At 62.0% G+C, this 17,081-nt stretch carries 15 protein-coding genes; 4 read left to right on the forward strand and 11 right to left on the reverse strand.

The window, feature by feature from the left end; translation table 11 throughout:
• Positions 1-46 precede the first annotated feature (46 nt).
• Positions 47-1,291: an ABC transporter substrate-binding protein gene (locus tag SO139_RS32855; protein ID WP_449382985.1), complete on the reverse strand. Its 1,245-nt coding sequence runs from the start codon at positions 1,289-1,291 to the stop codon at positions 47-49.
• A 75-nt stretch (positions 1,292-1,366) separates the two neighbouring features.
• Positions 1,367-2,440 carry an ABC transporter ATP-binding protein gene (locus SO139_RS32860; RefSeq protein WP_449382984.1) on the reverse strand — a complete coding sequence of 358 codons (1,074 nt, stop codon included), beginning with the start codon at positions 2,438-2,440 and terminating at the stop codon, positions 1,367-1,369.
• 299 nt (positions 2,441-2,739) lie between these two features.
• Between SO139_RS32860 and SO139_RS32865 the strand changes: the two genes are divergently transcribed.
• Positions 2,740-3,726 (forward strand): LacI family DNA-binding transcriptional regulator, encoded by a 987-nt coding sequence (locus tag SO139_RS32865; protein ID WP_449383004.1) that lies wholly within the window; start codon positions 2,740-2,742, stop codon positions 3,724-3,726.
• Positions 3,727-3,840: 114 nt separating this feature from the next.
• Here SO139_RS32865 and SO139_RS32870 read toward each other — a convergent pair whose 3' ends face one another.
• The 8 genes from SO139_RS32870 to SO139_RS32905 all read right to left on the reverse strand — a co-directional run bounded on the left by SO139_RS32870 (position 3,841) and on the right by SO139_RS32905 (position 12,399).
• A complete protein-coding gene (locus SO139_RS32870; RefSeq protein ID WP_449382983.1) occupies positions 3,841-5,016 on the reverse strand; it encodes a Gfo/Idh/MocA family protein in 1,176 nt (391 codons plus the stop codon).
• 14 nt (positions 5,017-5,030) lie between these two features.
• A complete protein-coding gene (locus tag SO139_RS32875) occupies positions 5,031-6,086 on the reverse strand; it encodes a sugar phosphate isomerase/epimerase family protein (RefSeq protein WP_449382982.1) in 1,056 nt (351 codons plus the stop codon).
• A 158-nt stretch (positions 6,087-6,244) separates the two neighbouring features.
• Positions 6,245-7,405 carry a Gfo/Idh/MocA family protein gene (locus tag SO139_RS32880; RefSeq protein ID WP_449382981.1) on the reverse strand — a complete coding sequence of 387 codons (1,161 nt, stop codon included), beginning with the start codon at positions 7,403-7,405 and terminating at the stop codon, positions 6,245-6,247.
• Positions 7,406-7,418: 13 nt separating this feature from the next.
• A complete protein-coding gene (locus tag SO139_RS32885; protein ID WP_449382980.1) occupies positions 7,419-8,180 on the reverse strand; it encodes a sugar phosphate isomerase/epimerase family protein in 762 nt (253 codons plus the stop codon).
• 29 nt (positions 8,181-8,209) lie between these two features.
• The gene (locus tag SO139_RS32890; RefSeq protein WP_449382979.1) at positions 8,210-9,295 is read right to left on the reverse strand and encodes an ABC transporter ATP-binding protein; all 1,086 of its coding nucleotides are present in this window, start codon (positions 9,293-9,295) and stop codon (positions 8,210-8,212) included.
• 6 nt (positions 9,296-9,301) lie between these two features.
• Positions 9,302-10,195, reverse strand: a complete 894-nt coding sequence (locus SO139_RS32895; RefSeq protein WP_449382978.1) for a carbohydrate ABC transporter permease — start codon at positions 10,193-10,195, stop codon at positions 9,302-9,304.
• Entirely contained in the window at positions 10,192-11,070 is an 879-nt protein-coding gene (locus tag SO139_RS32900; protein WP_449382977.1) for a carbohydrate ABC transporter permease, read from the reverse strand. Before SO139_RS32900 ends, SO139_RS32895 begins: the two co-directional genes overlap by 4 nt.
• 75 nt (positions 11,071-11,145) lie before the next feature.
• The gene (locus tag SO139_RS32905; protein ID WP_449382976.1) at positions 11,146-12,399 is read right to left on the reverse strand and encodes an ABC transporter substrate-binding protein; all 1,254 of its coding nucleotides are present in this window, start codon (positions 12,397-12,399) and stop codon (positions 11,146-11,148) included.
• Positions 12,400-12,576: 177 nt separating this feature from the next.
• Between SO139_RS32905 and SO139_RS32910 the strand changes: the two genes are divergently transcribed.
• The 3 genes from SO139_RS32910 to SO139_RS32920 all read left to right on the forward strand — a co-directional run bounded on the left by SO139_RS32910 (position 12,577) and on the right by SO139_RS32920 (position 16,387).
• The gene (locus SO139_RS32910; RefSeq protein ID WP_449382975.1) at positions 12,577-13,641 is read left to right on the forward strand and encodes a LacI family DNA-binding transcriptional regulator; all 1,065 of its coding nucleotides are present in this window, start codon (positions 12,577-12,579) and stop codon (positions 13,639-13,641) included.
• A gap of 813 nt (positions 13,642-14,454) precedes the next feature.
• Positions 14,455-14,859 (forward strand): hypothetical protein, encoded by a 405-nt coding sequence (locus SO139_RS32915; protein WP_449382974.1) that lies wholly within the window; start codon positions 14,455-14,457, stop codon positions 14,857-14,859.
• 439 nt (positions 14,860-15,298) lie between these two features.
• Positions 15,299-16,387 carry an ABC transporter substrate-binding protein gene (locus SO139_RS32920; RefSeq protein WP_474802380.1) on the forward strand — a complete coding sequence of 363 codons (1,089 nt, stop codon included), beginning with the start codon at positions 15,299-15,301 and terminating at the stop codon, positions 16,385-16,387.
• 203 nt (positions 16,388-16,590) lie between these two features.
• On the opposite strand, the gene SO139_RS32925 is transcribed toward SO139_RS32920, so the two are convergent.
• A complete protein-coding gene (locus tag SO139_RS32925; RefSeq protein WP_449382972.1) occupies positions 16,591-16,935 on the reverse strand; it encodes a YciI family protein in 345 nt (114 codons plus the stop codon).
• Between the last annotated feature and the right edge of the window lie 146 nt (positions 16,936-17,081).

Below are 17,081 nucleotides of genomic sequence, written 5' to 3' on the forward strand. Positions count from 1 at the left end.
GCTGCGTACGTAGGAGAAATACACCCACTCGTCGCCGGAACGTGCCTTAGCGGAGGATCCGCTTCAGGCGAGCCTCGATCTGGGTGGCGCCGTCCGCCGGCGTGGTCACGCCCGCGAGCACCGCGTTGACCGTGGTCCGGATCGCTTCACTGACCTCGTTGTAACGCGGCGTCACCGGACGCGGCTTAGCGGTCTCAACGATCGGCTGAGCGTCGGCGAACCACGGCACCGCCTTGGTCACGTCCGCGTCCTTGTAGAGCTTGCCGTAGGTCGGCAGCAGCGAGCCGTTGATGGCCATGAATTTGGAGACTTCGGAGCTCGACAGATATTCGACGAGCTTCTTCGCCTCCTCCTGATGCTTGGAAAAGGCGGAAACGCCCCATTCCCAACCTCCGAGGCAAGTCGCCTGTTCGCCGCCCTCGACCGCCGGGAGCCGCGCGACGCCGACCTTGCCGACCACGGCAGAGTCCGCGCCCTGCGTCATGGCCCACGCGTAAGCCCAGTTCACCGCGAATACGACGTTGCCGGCCTGAAACTCCTTGCGCGTGTCGTCGGTCGCAACCTCGGCAATGTTCTTCTTGGCAACACCACTATCGGCGAGGCTCTTCCAGAGCGCGAGCGATTTCGCGGCGGCCTCACGATCGAAGTCGAGCTTGCCGTCCTTCACGACCACCTTGCCCTGGCTCCAGTATGGTACGAGGAAAGTGCAGACTGCACCTTCGATCGCCTTGCCCTGGAACGAAAGGCCCTGCAGATTCGGATTGTGCTCACCGTCCGCGATCTTCTTCGCCGCGGCAGCGAGCTCGTCCCACGTCTTTGGCGGCTGGAGCCCGTATTTGTCGAGCAGGTCCTTGCGATAATAGAGGAACATGGAATCCGCAAAAGCGGGGAGCGCCACCACCTTGCCGTCGACGGTGTTCGCCTCGGCATAGGCGCGGAGATAAGCCGACATGTTTTCGCTTGCGAACGGGCTGGTCCAGCCAGCAGCCGCAAACTGCGCCGGCCGTATGACGTCGAGCATCAGCACATCGAGCGAAGCGTCCTTTGCCGTGAGGACCGTGTTGAGATATTGCGCCTGCAGATCCGAGGTCGCGCCGCCCAGATCGATAGCGACTTTGACGCCCGGATTGCGCGCTTCGTATTGATCGAGCACCGTGCGCCAGATGCCGGGCTGACCCTGGCTTGTGATGAAGACCTTCAACGTGGTTTCGGCGGACGCGGCGGCCGCGAATGCGAATGCTCCGAATCCGAGCAGCAGTCCTGTTATCTTTGAAATGCGTCCCAAACTCATGCCGTCCTCCCGATTAAGATCGCCGCTTGCTCGCGACATTTCTAGCTTGTGGTCGAAGCCCTCGCAGCGCAGCTCTCACTGCAGGGCACGCTCCGTCTCCGCATCGAACAGATGAATCTTCGCAGGGTCGAGGCCCAGCTTGAACGCCTCACCGGTTCGCGGGCGCAACTCGGGCGGCAGCCGCGCGGTCAGTGTCGCGCCGCCCACCGAAAAATGCACCAGCGTATCGGAGCCGAGCGGCTCGACGACCTGAACCTCGCAATTCAGTCCGACGTCGGACGTCCCCGATGTGAAATGCTCGGGCCTGATGCCGACGATGAATTCGCGCCCGTCAGCCGCCGAGATCCCGGTGCCAGGCAATGTCGCAAGCGGCAGACGGTTGCCGTCGGCGAAATCGAGATAGCCATGGGCAGCCCTGGCCTTGGCGAAGTTCATCGACGGAGAGCCGACGAAGCTACCGACGAACACGCTCGCCGGATTGTTGTAGACCTCATCGGGCGTTCCGATCTGCTCGATGTCGCCGCCGCGAAGGATGACGATGCGATCGGCCAACGTCATCGCCTCGACCTGATCGTGGGTCACATAGACGATGGTGGTCTTTATTGTCTGGTGCAGCCTCTTGATTTCCGTGCGCACCTGACCGCGCAGCTTCGCATCGAGATTGGACAACGGCTCATCGAACAGGAACACCTGCGGCCGCCGAACGATGGCCCGGCCCATCGCAACCCGCTGGCGCTGTCCACCGGAGAGCTGTCCCGGCCGCCGGTCGAGAAGATGGGTGATGCCAAGCATCTCCGCCGCGCCCCTGATCTTGGCGTCCGCTTCCGCCGCGTTCGCGCCCCGCACCTTCAGGCTGAACCCCATGTTCTCGCGCACTGTCTTGTGCGGGTAGAGCGCGTAGTCCTGAAACACCATGGCAATGTCGCGCTCGCGCGGCGGCAAATCGTTGACGACACGATCGCCGATCCGGATCTCACCGCCGCTGATGCTTTCGAGTCCGGCGATCATCCGCAGCGTCGTCGATTTGCCGCAGCCCGACGGGCCAACCAGCACCACGAACTCGCCGTCGGCGATCTCGAGGTCGATGGTCTTGACGACGCGAAACGCGCCATAGCTTTTCTCGAGCTTGCGCAGGCTGACCGAAGCCATGAGACCTGTTCTCCCGTCCCGCATCCTTGAAGCCGCGGTAGCCAATGGTAGCGCTACGATTTTCGCAAATCAACGGCCACAAAAAGGCTCACAGACTCCAGCTCTGTACGGCGAGTTAGGAGATGGAACACTATCGTATGCATCTGACTATAATCATAGTATTCTTCTGATAAGGAGAAATAGATTGTATCGCGACAAAGCCTCGGCTACATAATAGCGCTATTATTGTTGGAGCCATCAAGGGAATGGCGGCACCAAAGCCCACACGCACCCGGCGCAAGATGCAACGGGTCACGATCATGGACGTGGCGGCGCGCGCCGAGCTCTCGCCGTCCACGGTATCCCTCTATTTCAGGAAGCCCGCTGCGGTTTCGGCGGCGGCGAGCGAGTCGATCGCACGCGCCATCGAGGCGCTCGACTACGTGCCGAACCTGATGGCCGGCGGCCTGGCCGCGGCCTCATCGCGCGTCGTGAGCATCATCGTGCCATCCGTCCGCAATGCGTTCTTTGCCGAGACCGTCGCCGCCATGCAGGAAGAGCTCGGCAAGCAGCGACTGCAGGTGATGCTCGGCCACACCGAGTACAAGGAGCATGACGAGGAAAGTCTGGTGCGCACGGCACTGTCCTGGGCCCCCGCCGCCATCGTTTTGACCGGCCTCTCCCACAGCGCCGCAACGCGCAGGCTATTGCGCGACAGCAAGGTGCCGGTTGTCGAAATCTGGGAGCTCGGTTCCCAGACCATGGACATGGCGGTCGGTTTTCACCACGACCAGGTCGGTCGCGCCGCCGCGTCGCATCTCGTTCAGCGAGGACGCAAGCGATTGCTGTTTCTTGGCGCCCGCCTGCACGAGGATCGTCGCGCTGCGCGGCGCGCCCAGGGCTTCGTCGAGACGGCGCGGAACGTACCGGACGTCACTGCGGAGATCATTCAGCATCCCGCGCCGGCGAGCGCCGAGGTCGGCGCCATGCTGCTCGGCGAGGCCCTGCATCGCTTTCCGAACGTGAACGGGATTGCCTGCTCCAACGACCACATCGCCCTCGGCGTGATCTTCGAGTGCCAGCGCCTCGGCATCGCAATCCCCGAGCACCTGTCGGTGGTGGGCTTCGGCGACATGAGCTTCAGCGCGGCCGCCAATCCGTCGCTGACGACCATCCGCCCGCCTGGCGACCTGATCGGGAAGGAAGCCGCGCGGCTGATCATCGCAAGGATCTCTCACCCCGACGGCGAGCGGGAGCAGGCCGTCATCGACACGCGTTTCACCCTGCTGCATCGGCAGAGCAGTTAATTGGAACTACCTAAGGTCCTCGAACCTGGCCAAAACCAACCACTGTATAACGGCAAACACCATAGCGGCCGAAACCCCAAACATGAGGGCTCCGTTCGTTGCACGCGCCGGCAGTTATGTCATTCGAACCCACGCGCCTTTGCACGCTGAGGACTTCACCGCAGCATCGATGAACTTCACGCCTGCCAGGCCATCCTCAACGGTCGGGAAGATCACCTCAGGATCCGGTTCTTCGCCGGCCCTTGCCGCGCGGATGGCGCGGGCTGCCTCAGCATAGATTGTTGCGAAACCTTCGAGATAGCCTTCGGGGTGACCGGAAGGAACGCGGGTAACGCGGGCCGCCTCGCCCTTGGCGCCGGCGCCGCCGCGGGTCAGAAGCTGCCTGGGCCCGCCGTAAGGCGTGAACCAGAGGTGATTCGGGTTCTCCTGCGTCCATTCGAGTCCACCTTTGCTGCCGTAGACGCGCAGTGTCAGGCCGTTCTCGTTGCCGACGGCGACTTGACTCGCCCACAGCATGCCCTTGGCGCCGCCTTTCCACTTGAGAAGGATCTGGACATCGTCATCGAGGCGCCGTCCCTCGACGAAGGTCGACAGTTGCGCGAGCAGTTCGTCGAGCTCGAGCCCGGTGACAAAGCAGGCGAGATTATAGGCGTGGGTGCCAATGTCGCCGATGCATCCGCCGGCGCCGGCACGGGTGGGATCTGTGCGCCACGCCGCCTGCTTCTGGCCGCCGGCCTCCAATCGCTCCGTCAACCAATCCTGCAGATACTCCGCCTGGACAAGACGGATCTCGCCGAGATCGCCGTTCGCGACCATGGCCCGCGCCTGTCGGATCATGGGATAGCCCGTGTAATTGTGCGTCACCACGAAGACCCTGCCCGTCTTCCTGACCAGCGCCACCAGCTCCTCGGCTTCAGTGACGGTCGTCGTCAGTGGCTTGTCGCAGATCACATGAATTCCGGCTTCCAGGAAGATCTTCGCGACCGGACCGTGCATGTGGTTGGGCGTCACGATCGAGACCGCCTCGATGCCGTCCGCTCGCGCGGCTTCCGCCTTCGCCATCTCCTCGAAGGAGCCATAGGCACGGTCGTCGGCGATACCGAGTTCCTTCGCGGAGGCTTTGGCTCGGACCGGATCCGACGCGAGCGCGCCGGCCACAAGTTCGAACTGGTCGTCGAGGCGAGCGGCGATGCGGTGGACTGCGCCGATGAAGGCTCCCTGGCCGCCGCCGACCATGCCGAGCCGGATACGACCGCGATCGACGGCTTCGTGGCTTGCTTCGATAGTCATTTTCTTCTCCTCGCTCAGAAGATGCCGAGCATCCTGCGGTTCGCTGCGGCATCGGCGCCGGAGCCCGCATAATCGTCGAAGGTGTTCTCTGTAACCCGGATGATATGGCTCTTGATGAACTCGGCCCCCTCGCGCGCGCCTTGCTCGGGATGTTTCATCGCACATTCCCACTCGAGCACCGCCCAACTGTCGTAATCGTATTGCGTGAGCTTCGAGAAGATGGCGCCGAAATCGACTTGGCCATCGCCGAGCGATCGGAAGCGGCCGGCACGGTCGACCCAGCTCTGAAACCCGCCATAGACACCCTGGCGGCCCGTCGGGTTGAACTCGGCGTCCTTGACGTGGAATGCCTTTATGCGCTGGTGGTAAATGTCGATGTAGTCGAGATAGTCGAGCTGCTGCAGCACGAAGTGCGACGGGTCGTAGAGCAGGTTCGCGCGCTTGTGGCCCTTTACCCGCTCAAGAAACATCTCATAGGAAACACCATCGTGAAGATCTTCGCCCGGGTGGATCTCGTAGGCGAGATCGACGCCATGCTCGTCGGCATAGTCGAGGATCGGCCGCCAGCGCCTGGCAAGCTCGTCGAAGGCAGTCTCGATGAGGCCGGCCGGACGCTGCGGCCAGGGGTAGACATAGGGCCAGGCAAGCGCGCCTGAGAAGGTCGCCTGTGCAGTGAGCCCGAGCCGCCTGGAGGCCAAGATCGCGCGCTTGACCTGATCGACTGCCCACTCGGTGCGGGCCTTGGCGTTGCCACGCACTTCCGGCACGGCGAAGCCGTCGAATGCCGCGTCATAAGCAGGGTGAACGGCAACGAGCTGGCCCTGGAGATGGGTCGAGAGCTCGGTGATCGCAAGCCCGTGGCGAGCCGCGATCCCCTTCACCTCTTCGGCGTACTCCTGCGACTCCGAAGCTTTCTTCAGGTCGAAGAGCCGCCCATCCCAGCTCGGAATCTGAACCCCCTTGTAGCCGAGCGAGGCTGCCCAACCGCAGATCGAGTCGAAGGAGTTGAACGGCGCCGCGTCGGCCGCGAACTGGGCGAGGTATATCGCCGGTCCCTTGATCATCTTCATCGAATGCTTCCTTCCATCCTGGACGCTCCAGCAGCACGCGCCCGCTGAGCTCGATACCCCACCAAAACTCGCCTCCCTTGCTCGTTCCAGGAGACAGAGCGGGCATTTCATCCCAATGCCCAGACCGGGCGGCAATCACATCCTGGGACTGTCCCGCGTCAGAACGTCTCCCCCGCCCACAACGCCATCGCATCGACATCGGACAGCGGCGCCGGTCGCTCGACGCGCGAGCGCACCGCGATCTCTCCACCTTCGACGCTGGCCTTGAGGATCGCGTGCTTCACCTCCAGCGCGTGGCCCGCCAGAGCACCGGAGGAGCGGTGTGGCGTGCCACTCAGCACAGCACTCGCGAGTTCGGCGACACCCAGACAACGATAGTTGGCCTGGTTCGGCATGTGATCGGCCCAATTCGGCGAGCGCCAGTTGGGCCTGCCGAACGGCCGGTCGTCGGCCAGGACCGAGATCCAGTCGCCGCCCTTCTCGGTGTATTGCACCGCGCCGCCGAAGAAGTTGGGATCCGGCACGCGCAGCGAACCCTCGGTGCCGTAGAGCTCGATCGGCGGATGTCCGTGCTTCCAGACGTCCCAACTCATCGCGAAGATGATATCGGCACCAGACTCGAAATGCAGCAACGACATCACCGTCGTCGGCGTTTCCACCGCGATGGTCTTGCCGTTCATTGGCCCCTTCGAGGTGACGAGCCTCGTGGCGAAGCCGGCGCTCGCACGCCCCTGCACCAGCGCAACGGGACCCAACAGGTTGATGAGGGCCGCAAGGTAATACGGACCCATGTCAAGGATCGGCCCTCCGCCCCGTTTGAAGAAGAAGGTCGGATCGGGGTGCCAGTGTTCCATGCCATGCGACATGAGAAAGCAGGTGCCATAGAGCACTTTGCCGATCCGCCCCACATCCACGAATTCGCGCGCCATACGCCCGCCGCCGCCAAGGAAGGTATCCGGCGCGCAGCCGAGCTTCAGGCCGCGATGAGCCGCCTCCGCCACCAGCGTCGCCGCATCGTTGGCCTCGACCGTAATCGGCTTCTCGCCGAACACGTGCTTGTCTGCAGTCAACGCAGCGTGGCTTATCGCAAAATGTGCATCCGGCGTGGTGAGATTGACGATGATCTGGATATCGGGACGCGCCAGCAGCGCGTCGATCGACAACGCCTCGATCTCGAACTTCGCCGCCTGGGCTTGTGCAGCCTCTGGCCGCTGATCGGCGCAGGCGACCAGCCTTAGATCGCGGAATTTCGGCATGTTGTGCATGTAGATCGTCGAGATGTTGCCGCATCCGACGATGCCGACTCCGAGCTTGCTCATGATCCGCTCCCCATCACGTCCACGACGACACGGTCTCGCGCGCCCGACGCGCGAAGCGGGCAACGTCGTTCGGCTTATCGTGTTCGGCGACGAGCAGGCGGACCCCGGCCTCCTTCATCGCAGCGCGCAGCGCCGGCCAATTCATGGTGCCGTGGCCGGGATCGGCCCAGCCATCCTCATCAGTGCATTGTCCCAATGGCGCGAGATCCTTGATGTGGCAAGCGACCAGACGCTGAGCATGCTTCTTGATCTCGGCGACCGGATCGCCGCCACCGCGCACGATCCATGCGAGATCGGCCTCCCAGACGAGGTCGGGCGCCTCTTCGAACAGGCATTCGAGATAGGTCTTGCCGCTCCCGCTGCGGCCATATTCCCAATGATGGTTGTGCCAGCCGAATTTGAGCCCCTCGCCGGTCACTGCCCTTCCGATCTCGGCAAGCTCGCGCCCGATGCCGCGCCATTGCTTTTCGTCGCCCTCGCGTTCACCCAATGGCGGAGCCGGGGCGAAGATGGTCCCGATGCCAAGCTCCTTGCACATCCTCGCCGTGCCGACCGCATCCTCGCGCAAGCGGTCGAGACCGACATGGGCGCTCGGCGCGGTCATGCCGTGGCGCCCGAGCAGCCGCTTCAGGCTCTCGGGTTCGTTGAACAGCCCACCCCAAGGCTCGACCATCGTGTAGCCTAGGCTGGAGAGCAGCGCGAATTGCGCTTCGAGCGGGGCGATGGAGCGAGCGGAATAGAGCTGGATGGATAATTGGTCGATGGGCCTGGTCATGTCTTGCTTTCGTCAGGGATAGATGGATTTCAGAGGCGCTGTCCGCTCGTCTCATCGAACAGCGACAGGGTATCGGCGGGGAAGCGGACGGTGAGCGTGTCGCCCACATGTACCTGCGCGTCGGCGTCATGGCGGAAGGAGAAGGCGGTGCCGTCGGCGAGGCGACACCAGATCAGCGTGTCGGCGCCCATCGGCTCAACCATCTCGACGCGCGCGGACACGGAGGATGGGTCGTCGGATGCGGCAACCTCGATATGCTCGGGCCGAATGCCGAGAACGACCGGCGCGTCCGTCGGCTGGCCGCGGAACACGTAGCCGTTCAAGCCAAACCGGTTTACACCGGCGATGAATCCGACCTCGCTGCCGCGCGCGAGCCGACCGGGAATGAAGTTCATCGCGGGCGAGCCGACAAAGGAGGCGACGAACCGGTTCACCGGTTCGCGATAGATCTTCTTTGGCGTGTCGAGCTGCTGGATCACGCCGCCCTGCATGACCGCGATGCGGTCCGCGAGCGTCAGCGCCTCGATCTGGTCGTGCGTCACGTAGATCATGGTTGCGCCAAGCCGTGCATGCAGCCGCTTGATCTCGACCCTGAGCTCGGCGCGCAGCTGGGCATCCAGATTGGAGAGCGGCTCGTCGAACAGATAGACTCCGGCATGGCGCACCAGCGCCCGTCCGATCGCGACACGCTGACGCTGGCCGCCGGAGAGCTCGCTGGGACGGCGGTCGAGGAGACTGGTGAGCCGCAGCATCTGCGCGGCCTCACTGAGGCGGCGCTCGATCTCGCTCTGCGGCGTGCCCGCGACCTTCAGCCCGAACGACATGTTTCCTCGCACGCTCATGCGCGGATAGAGCGCGTAGCTCTGGAACACCATCGCGATGCCGCGATCCTTCGGTTCTGCCCAGGTGACATCGCGGCCACCGATATGGATTTCGCCACCCTTGACGTCGATTAATCCTGCGATCGCGTTGAGCAATGTCGACTTGCCGCAGCCGGACGGCCCAAGCAGCACGAGGAACTCGGACGCCTCCACGTGGAGATCAAGATTCTCCAGCACCTTCAGGCCGCCAAAGCCGATCTGCAGGCTCCTGATGTCGACGTTCGACTGCTGCATGTTGCGTTAGCCCTTTACAGCGCCAGCGGCGATACCGCGCACGAACCAACGGCCGGAGCCGAAATAGACGGCGAGCGGCAACAGCGCGGTCAACAGCGTCGCCGCCATGTCGACATTGTAGGCGCGCTCACCTTGCGTCGAATTGACGATGTTATTGAGCTGCACAGTCATCGGCAAATTGTCGCGGCCGGCGAAGACGAGCCCCAGGATGAAATCGTTCCAGATGCCAGTGGTCTGCAAGATCACCGCGACCACAATCATGGGGGTGGCCATCGGCATCATGATCTGCGCGTAGATCTGGTAGAAGCCGGCGCCGTCGACGCGGGCGGCCTTGAACAACTCGACCGGCAGCGACGCGAAGTAGTTGCGGAACAGCAGCGTCATGGTGGGAAGGCCGAAGATCGTGTGGACGATCACGATGGTCAGGAGCGACTGCCCGAGCCCTGTGAAGGAGAACACGCGCACCAGGGGGTAGATGAACACCTGATACGGAATGAAGGCCACCACCATCATCGCGCCGAACAGGATGTTGGCGCCGCGCACGCGCCAGAGCGACAGCGCATAGCCGGTAAGCGAGCCGATCAGGATAGAGATGAAAACTGACGGCACCAGGATGCGCAACGAGTTGAAAAAGCCGACCTTGATGCCCTGGCAGGTCAGCCCGGTGCAGGCCGAGGTCCAGGCCTTGATCCACGCCTCGATATCAGGGGCTGCCGGCAAGGCCAGCAGATTGCCCTGCCGGATCTCCGCCATCGGCTTCAGCGAGGTGACGACCATCACATAGAGCGGCAGCAGGAAGTAGAGCGCGGTGATGAGGATAAAGGCATAAAGGCCCCAGCGCGCCGGGCTCATGCGCTTCGGCCGCCGCGCCGCGGGCAGAGCCTGCGCCACCGCGGTCATCGCATCTCTCCCCTGCCCGCACGCCAGTAAAGATAGGGGGCGACCACCGCGATCACCGTGATCAGCATGGTGGTCGCCGCCGCCGTTGCAAGACCAATATTGGCGCGCTCGAACAGATGATCCATGACAAATTTGGCGGGTACCTCCGAGGCAATGCCGGGGCCGCCATTGGTCATAGATACCGAGAGGTCGTAGAGGCGCACCACGGCCGTCGACAGCAGCACCGCGGCGGTCGCAAAGCTAGCACCCATCATCGGAATGATGATCGACACATAGACCCGCCATTTCGGCAGACCATCGACCCGCGCCGCCTTCCAGATCTCGTCATCGACGCCGCGCAGCCCGGCGAGCATGATCGCCATCACCAGTCCGGAAGCCTGCCAGACGCCCGCGATGACCAGGCAGTAGATCGCAGTCTCCGGCCGCACGATCCAGTCGAAGGTCGCGCCTTCGAAACCCCAACTGCGCAGCACATGCTGGATGCCGAGCGTCGGGTTGAGCAGCCATTGCCAGACCAAGCCCGTGACGACGAAGGACATCGAATAGGGGTAGAGATAGATCGAGCGGATCGTGTCTTCGGCCCTCACCCGCTGGTCGATCGCAACCGCCAGCAGGAAGCCGATCAGAAGCGCGAGCGAAACGAACAGCACACCATAGATAACGATGTTGTGGACCGAGGTGATCCAGCGATCGTTATTGAACAACATCTCGTATTGCCGAAGCCCAACGAAGTTGCTGTTCGGAAGCATGCGCGAATTGGTCAGCGACATCCACACGGTCCAACTGGTGGCACCGATATAGACGATGAGCATCACCATCAGCGCCGGCAAGAGCGCAGAGAGCGCGGAAAGTCGGGAGTTCAGCGAAAGACGCATCGCATCGCCGGATTGAAGAGAGATCGACAGGAAGGAAAGGCGGCCGACGGTTCGTCGGCCGCCTTCTGTGGTACATCACTCCTGGGACTTCAGCACTGCAGCGACCTTGCCGGTGAATTCATCGGCGCTCATGTTGGTGTTCCAATATTGCGAGATGGCATCCTGGAGCGCGCCGATCAGCGCCGGCGGCGCCAGCATGTCGCCGGACGGCATTTGCTGAGCCTTGTCTGCGACGTAGCGCATGCCTTTTTGGGCGCAAGCGTCCAGTGCGGACGTATCGACATCGTTGCGCACCGGGATCGAGCCCTTCTTCAGCGCGAACTGGATCTGAGTCTCTGGCGCCAACATCAGTCTCGCCAATGCCATCTGCGCCTTGGTGGTGGATGGGTCCTTCGCCTTCGGAAATACGAACACGTCACCGCCCATCACATAACCGCCGCTGCCATTAGACAACACCGTGCAGCCATAGTCCTTGTCGGCGACCTTGCCCGCCGCGACGAATTCGCCCTTGGCCCAGTCGCCCATGATCTGCATTCCGGCCTTGCCCTGGATGACGAGGTTGGTCGCGTCATTCCAGTTGCGGCCGGGCGCGCCGGCATCGACATAGTCCTTGAGCTTCTTGTAGGTGACAGCGACCGTCTTGAACTCGGCGCTCCGCGCCAGCGACACATCATGCTTGCCGAGAATGCCGGTCCACATCTGCGCGCCGCCGACGCCGATCATGACCGAGTTGAACAGGTTTTGTTCCCAGTTCTTCTGGCCCGAGAAGGCCAGCGGGATCACCTTGCCTTCCGCCTTAAGCTTGTCGAGAATGGCTAGAGCGTCATTCCAGGTCTTCGGCTCGGCGGCGCCGACGGAGGCGAGCACAGCCTTGTTGTACCAGAGCCAATTCTGACCGTGGATGTTGATCGGCACCGCGTACATCTTGCCGTTGCGAGTCGCCGCGGCAACGATCGCGGCGGGCATCACGCCTTTCCAGTTGCCCTCAGTTGCAACCGCGTCGACATCGGCGAGCAGGTCGCCCTCCACCAGCTCGTCGAATTGCTTGCCGGTGTTGAGCTGCATCGCGGTCGGAGGATTGCCGGCGACGGTACGGCTGATCGCGGCGTTTCGCGCATTGGCGGCACCGGCCACGGCGCTATCGATCCACGTCCCACCGGCCTTGGTGAACTGATCGGCAAATACTTTCACTGCAGCGGCCTCGCCACCGGAGGTCCACCAATGAATGACCTCGGCTTTCATCTCTTCTGCGGAGACCGGCACAGAGGCCAATGTCATCGAAAAGGTCGTGGCGACGATCGCCACCGATGCGAACAGCGTGCGCTTCATCATTCCCTCCCGGATGCGCCTTTTGCAGGCGGTGTATTCGGCTTGCGGCCCTTACGGGCTCGTTGTTGCTCTACCGAATGTAATCGATTACATATTCACGATAGCAGAACCCTGGAATTTTGCAAGCCCGGTCATGGCAGTGAGATTGCGAGCCTCTCTATGGCAAAACGAAACAGAGTGACGCGCCAAAAAGTGACCAAGATCGCCGATGTCGCCCGGCTGGCGGGAGTTTCGGTGGCGACCGTCAGCCGGACGCTGGCGCGCCCTGAGATCGTGATCGAGGAAACCCGCACACGCGTGCTCGCTGCGGTGCGCGAGACCGGCTACACGCCGAACATTTCTGCAAGGAACCTGCGCGCACGGAAAACCATGGTGGTCCTGGTGGCGGTGCCGGACATCGCCAACCCGTTCTTTGCCGAGGTTTTGCAGGGCATCGACGACACCCTGTCGACCGCCGGCTATGGACTCATCATCGCCAGTCTGGCCGGATCGCCGGAGAAGGAGGCGCGCTATGTCGACCTGGTTTGCGCCGGCCAGGCCGACGGCGTGCTGCTCTTGTGCGGCCACGTGATGCGCAGCCCCGACCGCGACCTGCGCGACGCGCGCGTGCCGCTCGTCGCAGCTTGCGAGTACATTTCCGGCGAAAGCTTCCCCCAAGTCACAATCGACAATGTCGGCACCGCCAGCGAGGCGGTGCGACATCTGGTCGAACTGGGACACACAAACATCGCCTATTTGTCGGGACCAAAATCCAATATTCTGGAGCAGCAGCGTTTCGAAGGCTATCGGCAGGCCTTGCGCGAGGCGGGGATTGCGGCTGATTCAGGCTTGATCCTGCCTGGCGATTTCACCTTCCGCACCGGTGTCGAGGCCGGCCGGACGATGCTGGCGCTCGAGTCCGCAGCGCGTCCGACCGCGCTGTTTGCGGCCAACGACGAAATGGCGATCGGCCTGATCAAGACCGTGCAGGCGGCCGGCCTCCAAGTCCCGACCGATCTCTCCGTCTTCGGCTTCGACGGCATTGCCTATGCCGACTATTGCGAGCCGACCTTGACGACCGTCGTCCAGCCGCGCCGCGACCTCGGTGCCGCAGCGGCCGCCGAATTGATCGCGCTGATGACGACCGGCAGGGCGGGTCCACGGAAGAACATCCAGCTTCCCGCCACGCTGGCGTTGCGCGACAGCACGCGCCCGCTGCGGAAGAGTCCTGGCCATTCATCCCGGGGCGAGAGGTCCGGCTAGGACGGCGAAGAAACGGTGTAAGACCATCGCAGGCGGATGTGCGCCAAGAAGGGCCCTCCCCGCTAATTCGCAGTTTGATCCCAAGGCCGACATTGGCATGACACGTAGCAGTCGATAGATTGCGTTAGGTTCCTTTGCGCGAACTCGACGGCGTGCCCGCGCGGCGGTGGGCGCCGATACATGCAGACGTCGATTGGCGATCCTAGGCGTCAGGCCGTTATTTGGTCTGAATTGCAAGTCAACGTCTCTGACAATTTATCTCCGTCTGCACATCGGCCACTGATTTTAGTTCGCGCTCGGCAACGATCGAGGACGACAAATTTCAATTGTGTAACAGGAGTAATTTCAATGAAACGATGGGCAATTGTAGCCTTTGTAAGTGTTGGTCTTGTTGGAGGGGCATTCGCTCACCCGCTCGACCCTCCCGGCACCGTTTACATCGATGGGGTGCCGTGCAACCTCCCATGCCAGTCCTATATGGCGTGGAGCCGGCGGACGCTTAAGGCGAGCCAGGCTTCTGCCAAGGGGGCCGCGAACACATCCGTCGGCAAGGCGTCGATGGAAGCTCCCCGCAAACGCATTTCGAAGCGCGGTGAGTCGACCTCGGTCGATGCGCAGTCTCGGAAGAAGACCCGCGATTTTCGGGCCTCGCTCGCCGCGACTCCGAAACCGCCGCCTCCTCCAAGGCCGAGAACCCCTCCGCCGTGGCTCATCACAACTCCGGAGTCTCCGCCTGTTCCCGAAACCGGAAATGCTCCGCCTGCCGTGGAGACCAGCAATCCTCCAAAAGAGAGATCTCCTCAGGAGTTGATCATGGCTGCGTTGGCGATCGCCGAGCAAATCACGAACGCCGAAACGCCGAAGGCGCCGGGCAATGATCGCGCGGATGAGACCAAGGCTGGCGACGTCAATGTCTCGATACCTTTGGTCGCGCTCCTGCTCTCCCGACCGGATGTAAAATCGGTCGCCGCGCTCAAGGGCCAAAATGTTGCAATCGACAAGGCTCAGTCCGCGGTTGAGCAGGACATCCGCTCCGCTTTGGAGGCCGGCGGTGCCATGAACGCTCAGCTTTCGGTTGGCGACGGCGCCTCGCTAGATCGACTTATCAGCGGAGACGTACAAGCCGTAGTATTAAAACTAGTTTCCGCCGACGCGGCAGAAGCATTCCCTGAAATTAAGGGCTTCAAGGTTCTCCGCGTTCCCCTCTTGGCCCGTTGACGGCGTGCACATTACAACGGAACCGGTCGCGACCGTCCCCGAAAACGGGATAGTCGGTGCCGGCCGTTGGCCTGCCGGTGGGCGAGCCGTCTTCGGGCGGAATGTGATCGGCGTCACGGCGCATCAACGCCACATCTTACACTAGATGGCATGTGCTAATCGACGACATCAAAGATCGGAAGGTACGGCGGAGGTAACCGGCCTGATGATCTTGAAGGCCCCGACGTGCAACATCGTCGGGGCCTTTTGTTCAGGCCGTCTTGACGCTTAGGGCGGCTCTCGAAAGCGACGCCGAACTTATATACTCGGCCTGGCCCTACCGTTTTAACCCACTTCAGACATCGGCAACCCAACAATATTTGCTGCGGCCGAACCCGCACGTCTTTCAAGTTCAAGTTTGGACAATTAAACTGTCGCGTTGAAATCCGTGGAGGTCCGCATGCACCGGCGTGATTTCATCGGACTGATCGGCGCGACCGCGCTGAGTATTCCTCGACCGGGCTATGCCCAGAAGAAAACGGACATGCCGTTGGTCGGGTTTTTGCTGGTGCAACGGCTGGAGACCTCAAACTCCAAAGATAGAATTACCATGCTCCGGAAGGGCCTTCAGGAGGAGGGTTTCGTCGAAGGGACGAACTATTCCCTTGCCGTGCGGTCCGCCGAAGGAGACGTAGATCGTTATCCTCAGTTTGCTAGGGAATTGGGCGCGCTCAATGCACGCGTCATCGTCGTGAATGGCTCTCTCTATGGCTTGGTAGACTCAGTGTTGTGCACGGAAGGATCATACCGCGGAGAAAAGACACCGCCGAATATTGTGCGTCAGTGCGAAGTGTTTCATGAGTTTCGTCGATCTTTTCCAGCGCTGCCGCTTGTTTTTTGCAACGTTGCTGCCGACCTCGTCGCGCTAGGCATAGTCCCAAGCTATACGCACCCGGGCGGGTTGCTCACCGGAAACGTCATGAACGCAGCCGGTGGCGAAGAAACGATCACCCAAAAGCGGATCGCGTTCTTCAAGGAGCTTGTCCCAAATCTGGTGCGCCTCGGCATGATAGCGCCCGCCAACGGGGTATTGGCGATGCAGGAGAAAGATGCGCTGCAAAAGGTGTCCGCCCAGTTGGGCTTTGAGGTCGTTCACTACGATCTCAACACCTTTGACGATCTGGACAGCGCCGTTGCAGCGGGGCTTCGGGATGACGTGAGCGCGTTCTACATCTCGGGCGAGCCTCTGATGAGCGCTGATGTTTCACGCGTCATAAATTCCGTCACGGCCTCCGGAAAGCCAAGTGTCGCTCCCTATCCGTTCTGGGGACAGGCCGGAGTTCTGATGAGCTATTCGCCCGACCCGCTCGATGGTGTGCATCATGCGGGCACCTATGCCGGGAAAATATTGCATGGCGCGAAGCCCGGCGATCTCCCGATCGAGCAGGCGAGCAAGTTTACCCTCGTTATCAACCTTAAGACCGCTAAAGCGCTTGGCATTAGCGTGCCTCCCACGTTGCTGGCCGTCGCCGACGAGGTGATTGAATAGCACCCGGTCTACTGCAATGCGTGAGTCCGGAAGTGGCCCCAGGCCGAACAGCGCTTATTGCGATGTCGGCTGTCGGCGGTAAAACCGGACGCCGGGGTGTGCTTGCCTTGACCGCTGCTTGTGACCCAAGCCAGTCATCATGAACGACGCGAAACGTTCAGCCATCGATCTCAGCGTAGGTTCGGACTCACATCGTGCCGCCGTCACACATGGAGTGGCCGGACCTCTTGCGGCCAGCCACAAGCGATTGCGAGCTTGCCGGCCCAAAACTTCGCCGACTCTTGTTCGGAGACATCAACGACCGTGAAGCCACCGAGATATTCCGGGGCGTTGGAATACCGACCTTCGCTAAACCTCAGTTCGCCGCTGATGTTATTGGCATTGAAAGCCTTGCTCAGATCTTCATCTACTCCCGCGGCGAAGATGAGCACGCCCGCTTCCTTCATCTCGGCCACGACTGCCCTAGCCAATGGTCCGCGAGACCGAAACCACTCTTCGGAGTGATCGCCGACCCATTGCTGGTTGAAGTAGATAATGTAATGCGTCATGTGACCTTCCTATTATCTGCGGCTAGGAACATACTACCCCAGATCATCGGTGTTTGGCGTATTCCGCTTCTGTGAAGGGTTTCGGATGCCGGCCGCATGAGGGACGGGGCGGCGTATTCGGCGGCCGGCGTCCGAAAGCCTCCAAG

The organism is Bradyrhizobium sp. UFLA05-89, assembly GCF_059803475.1.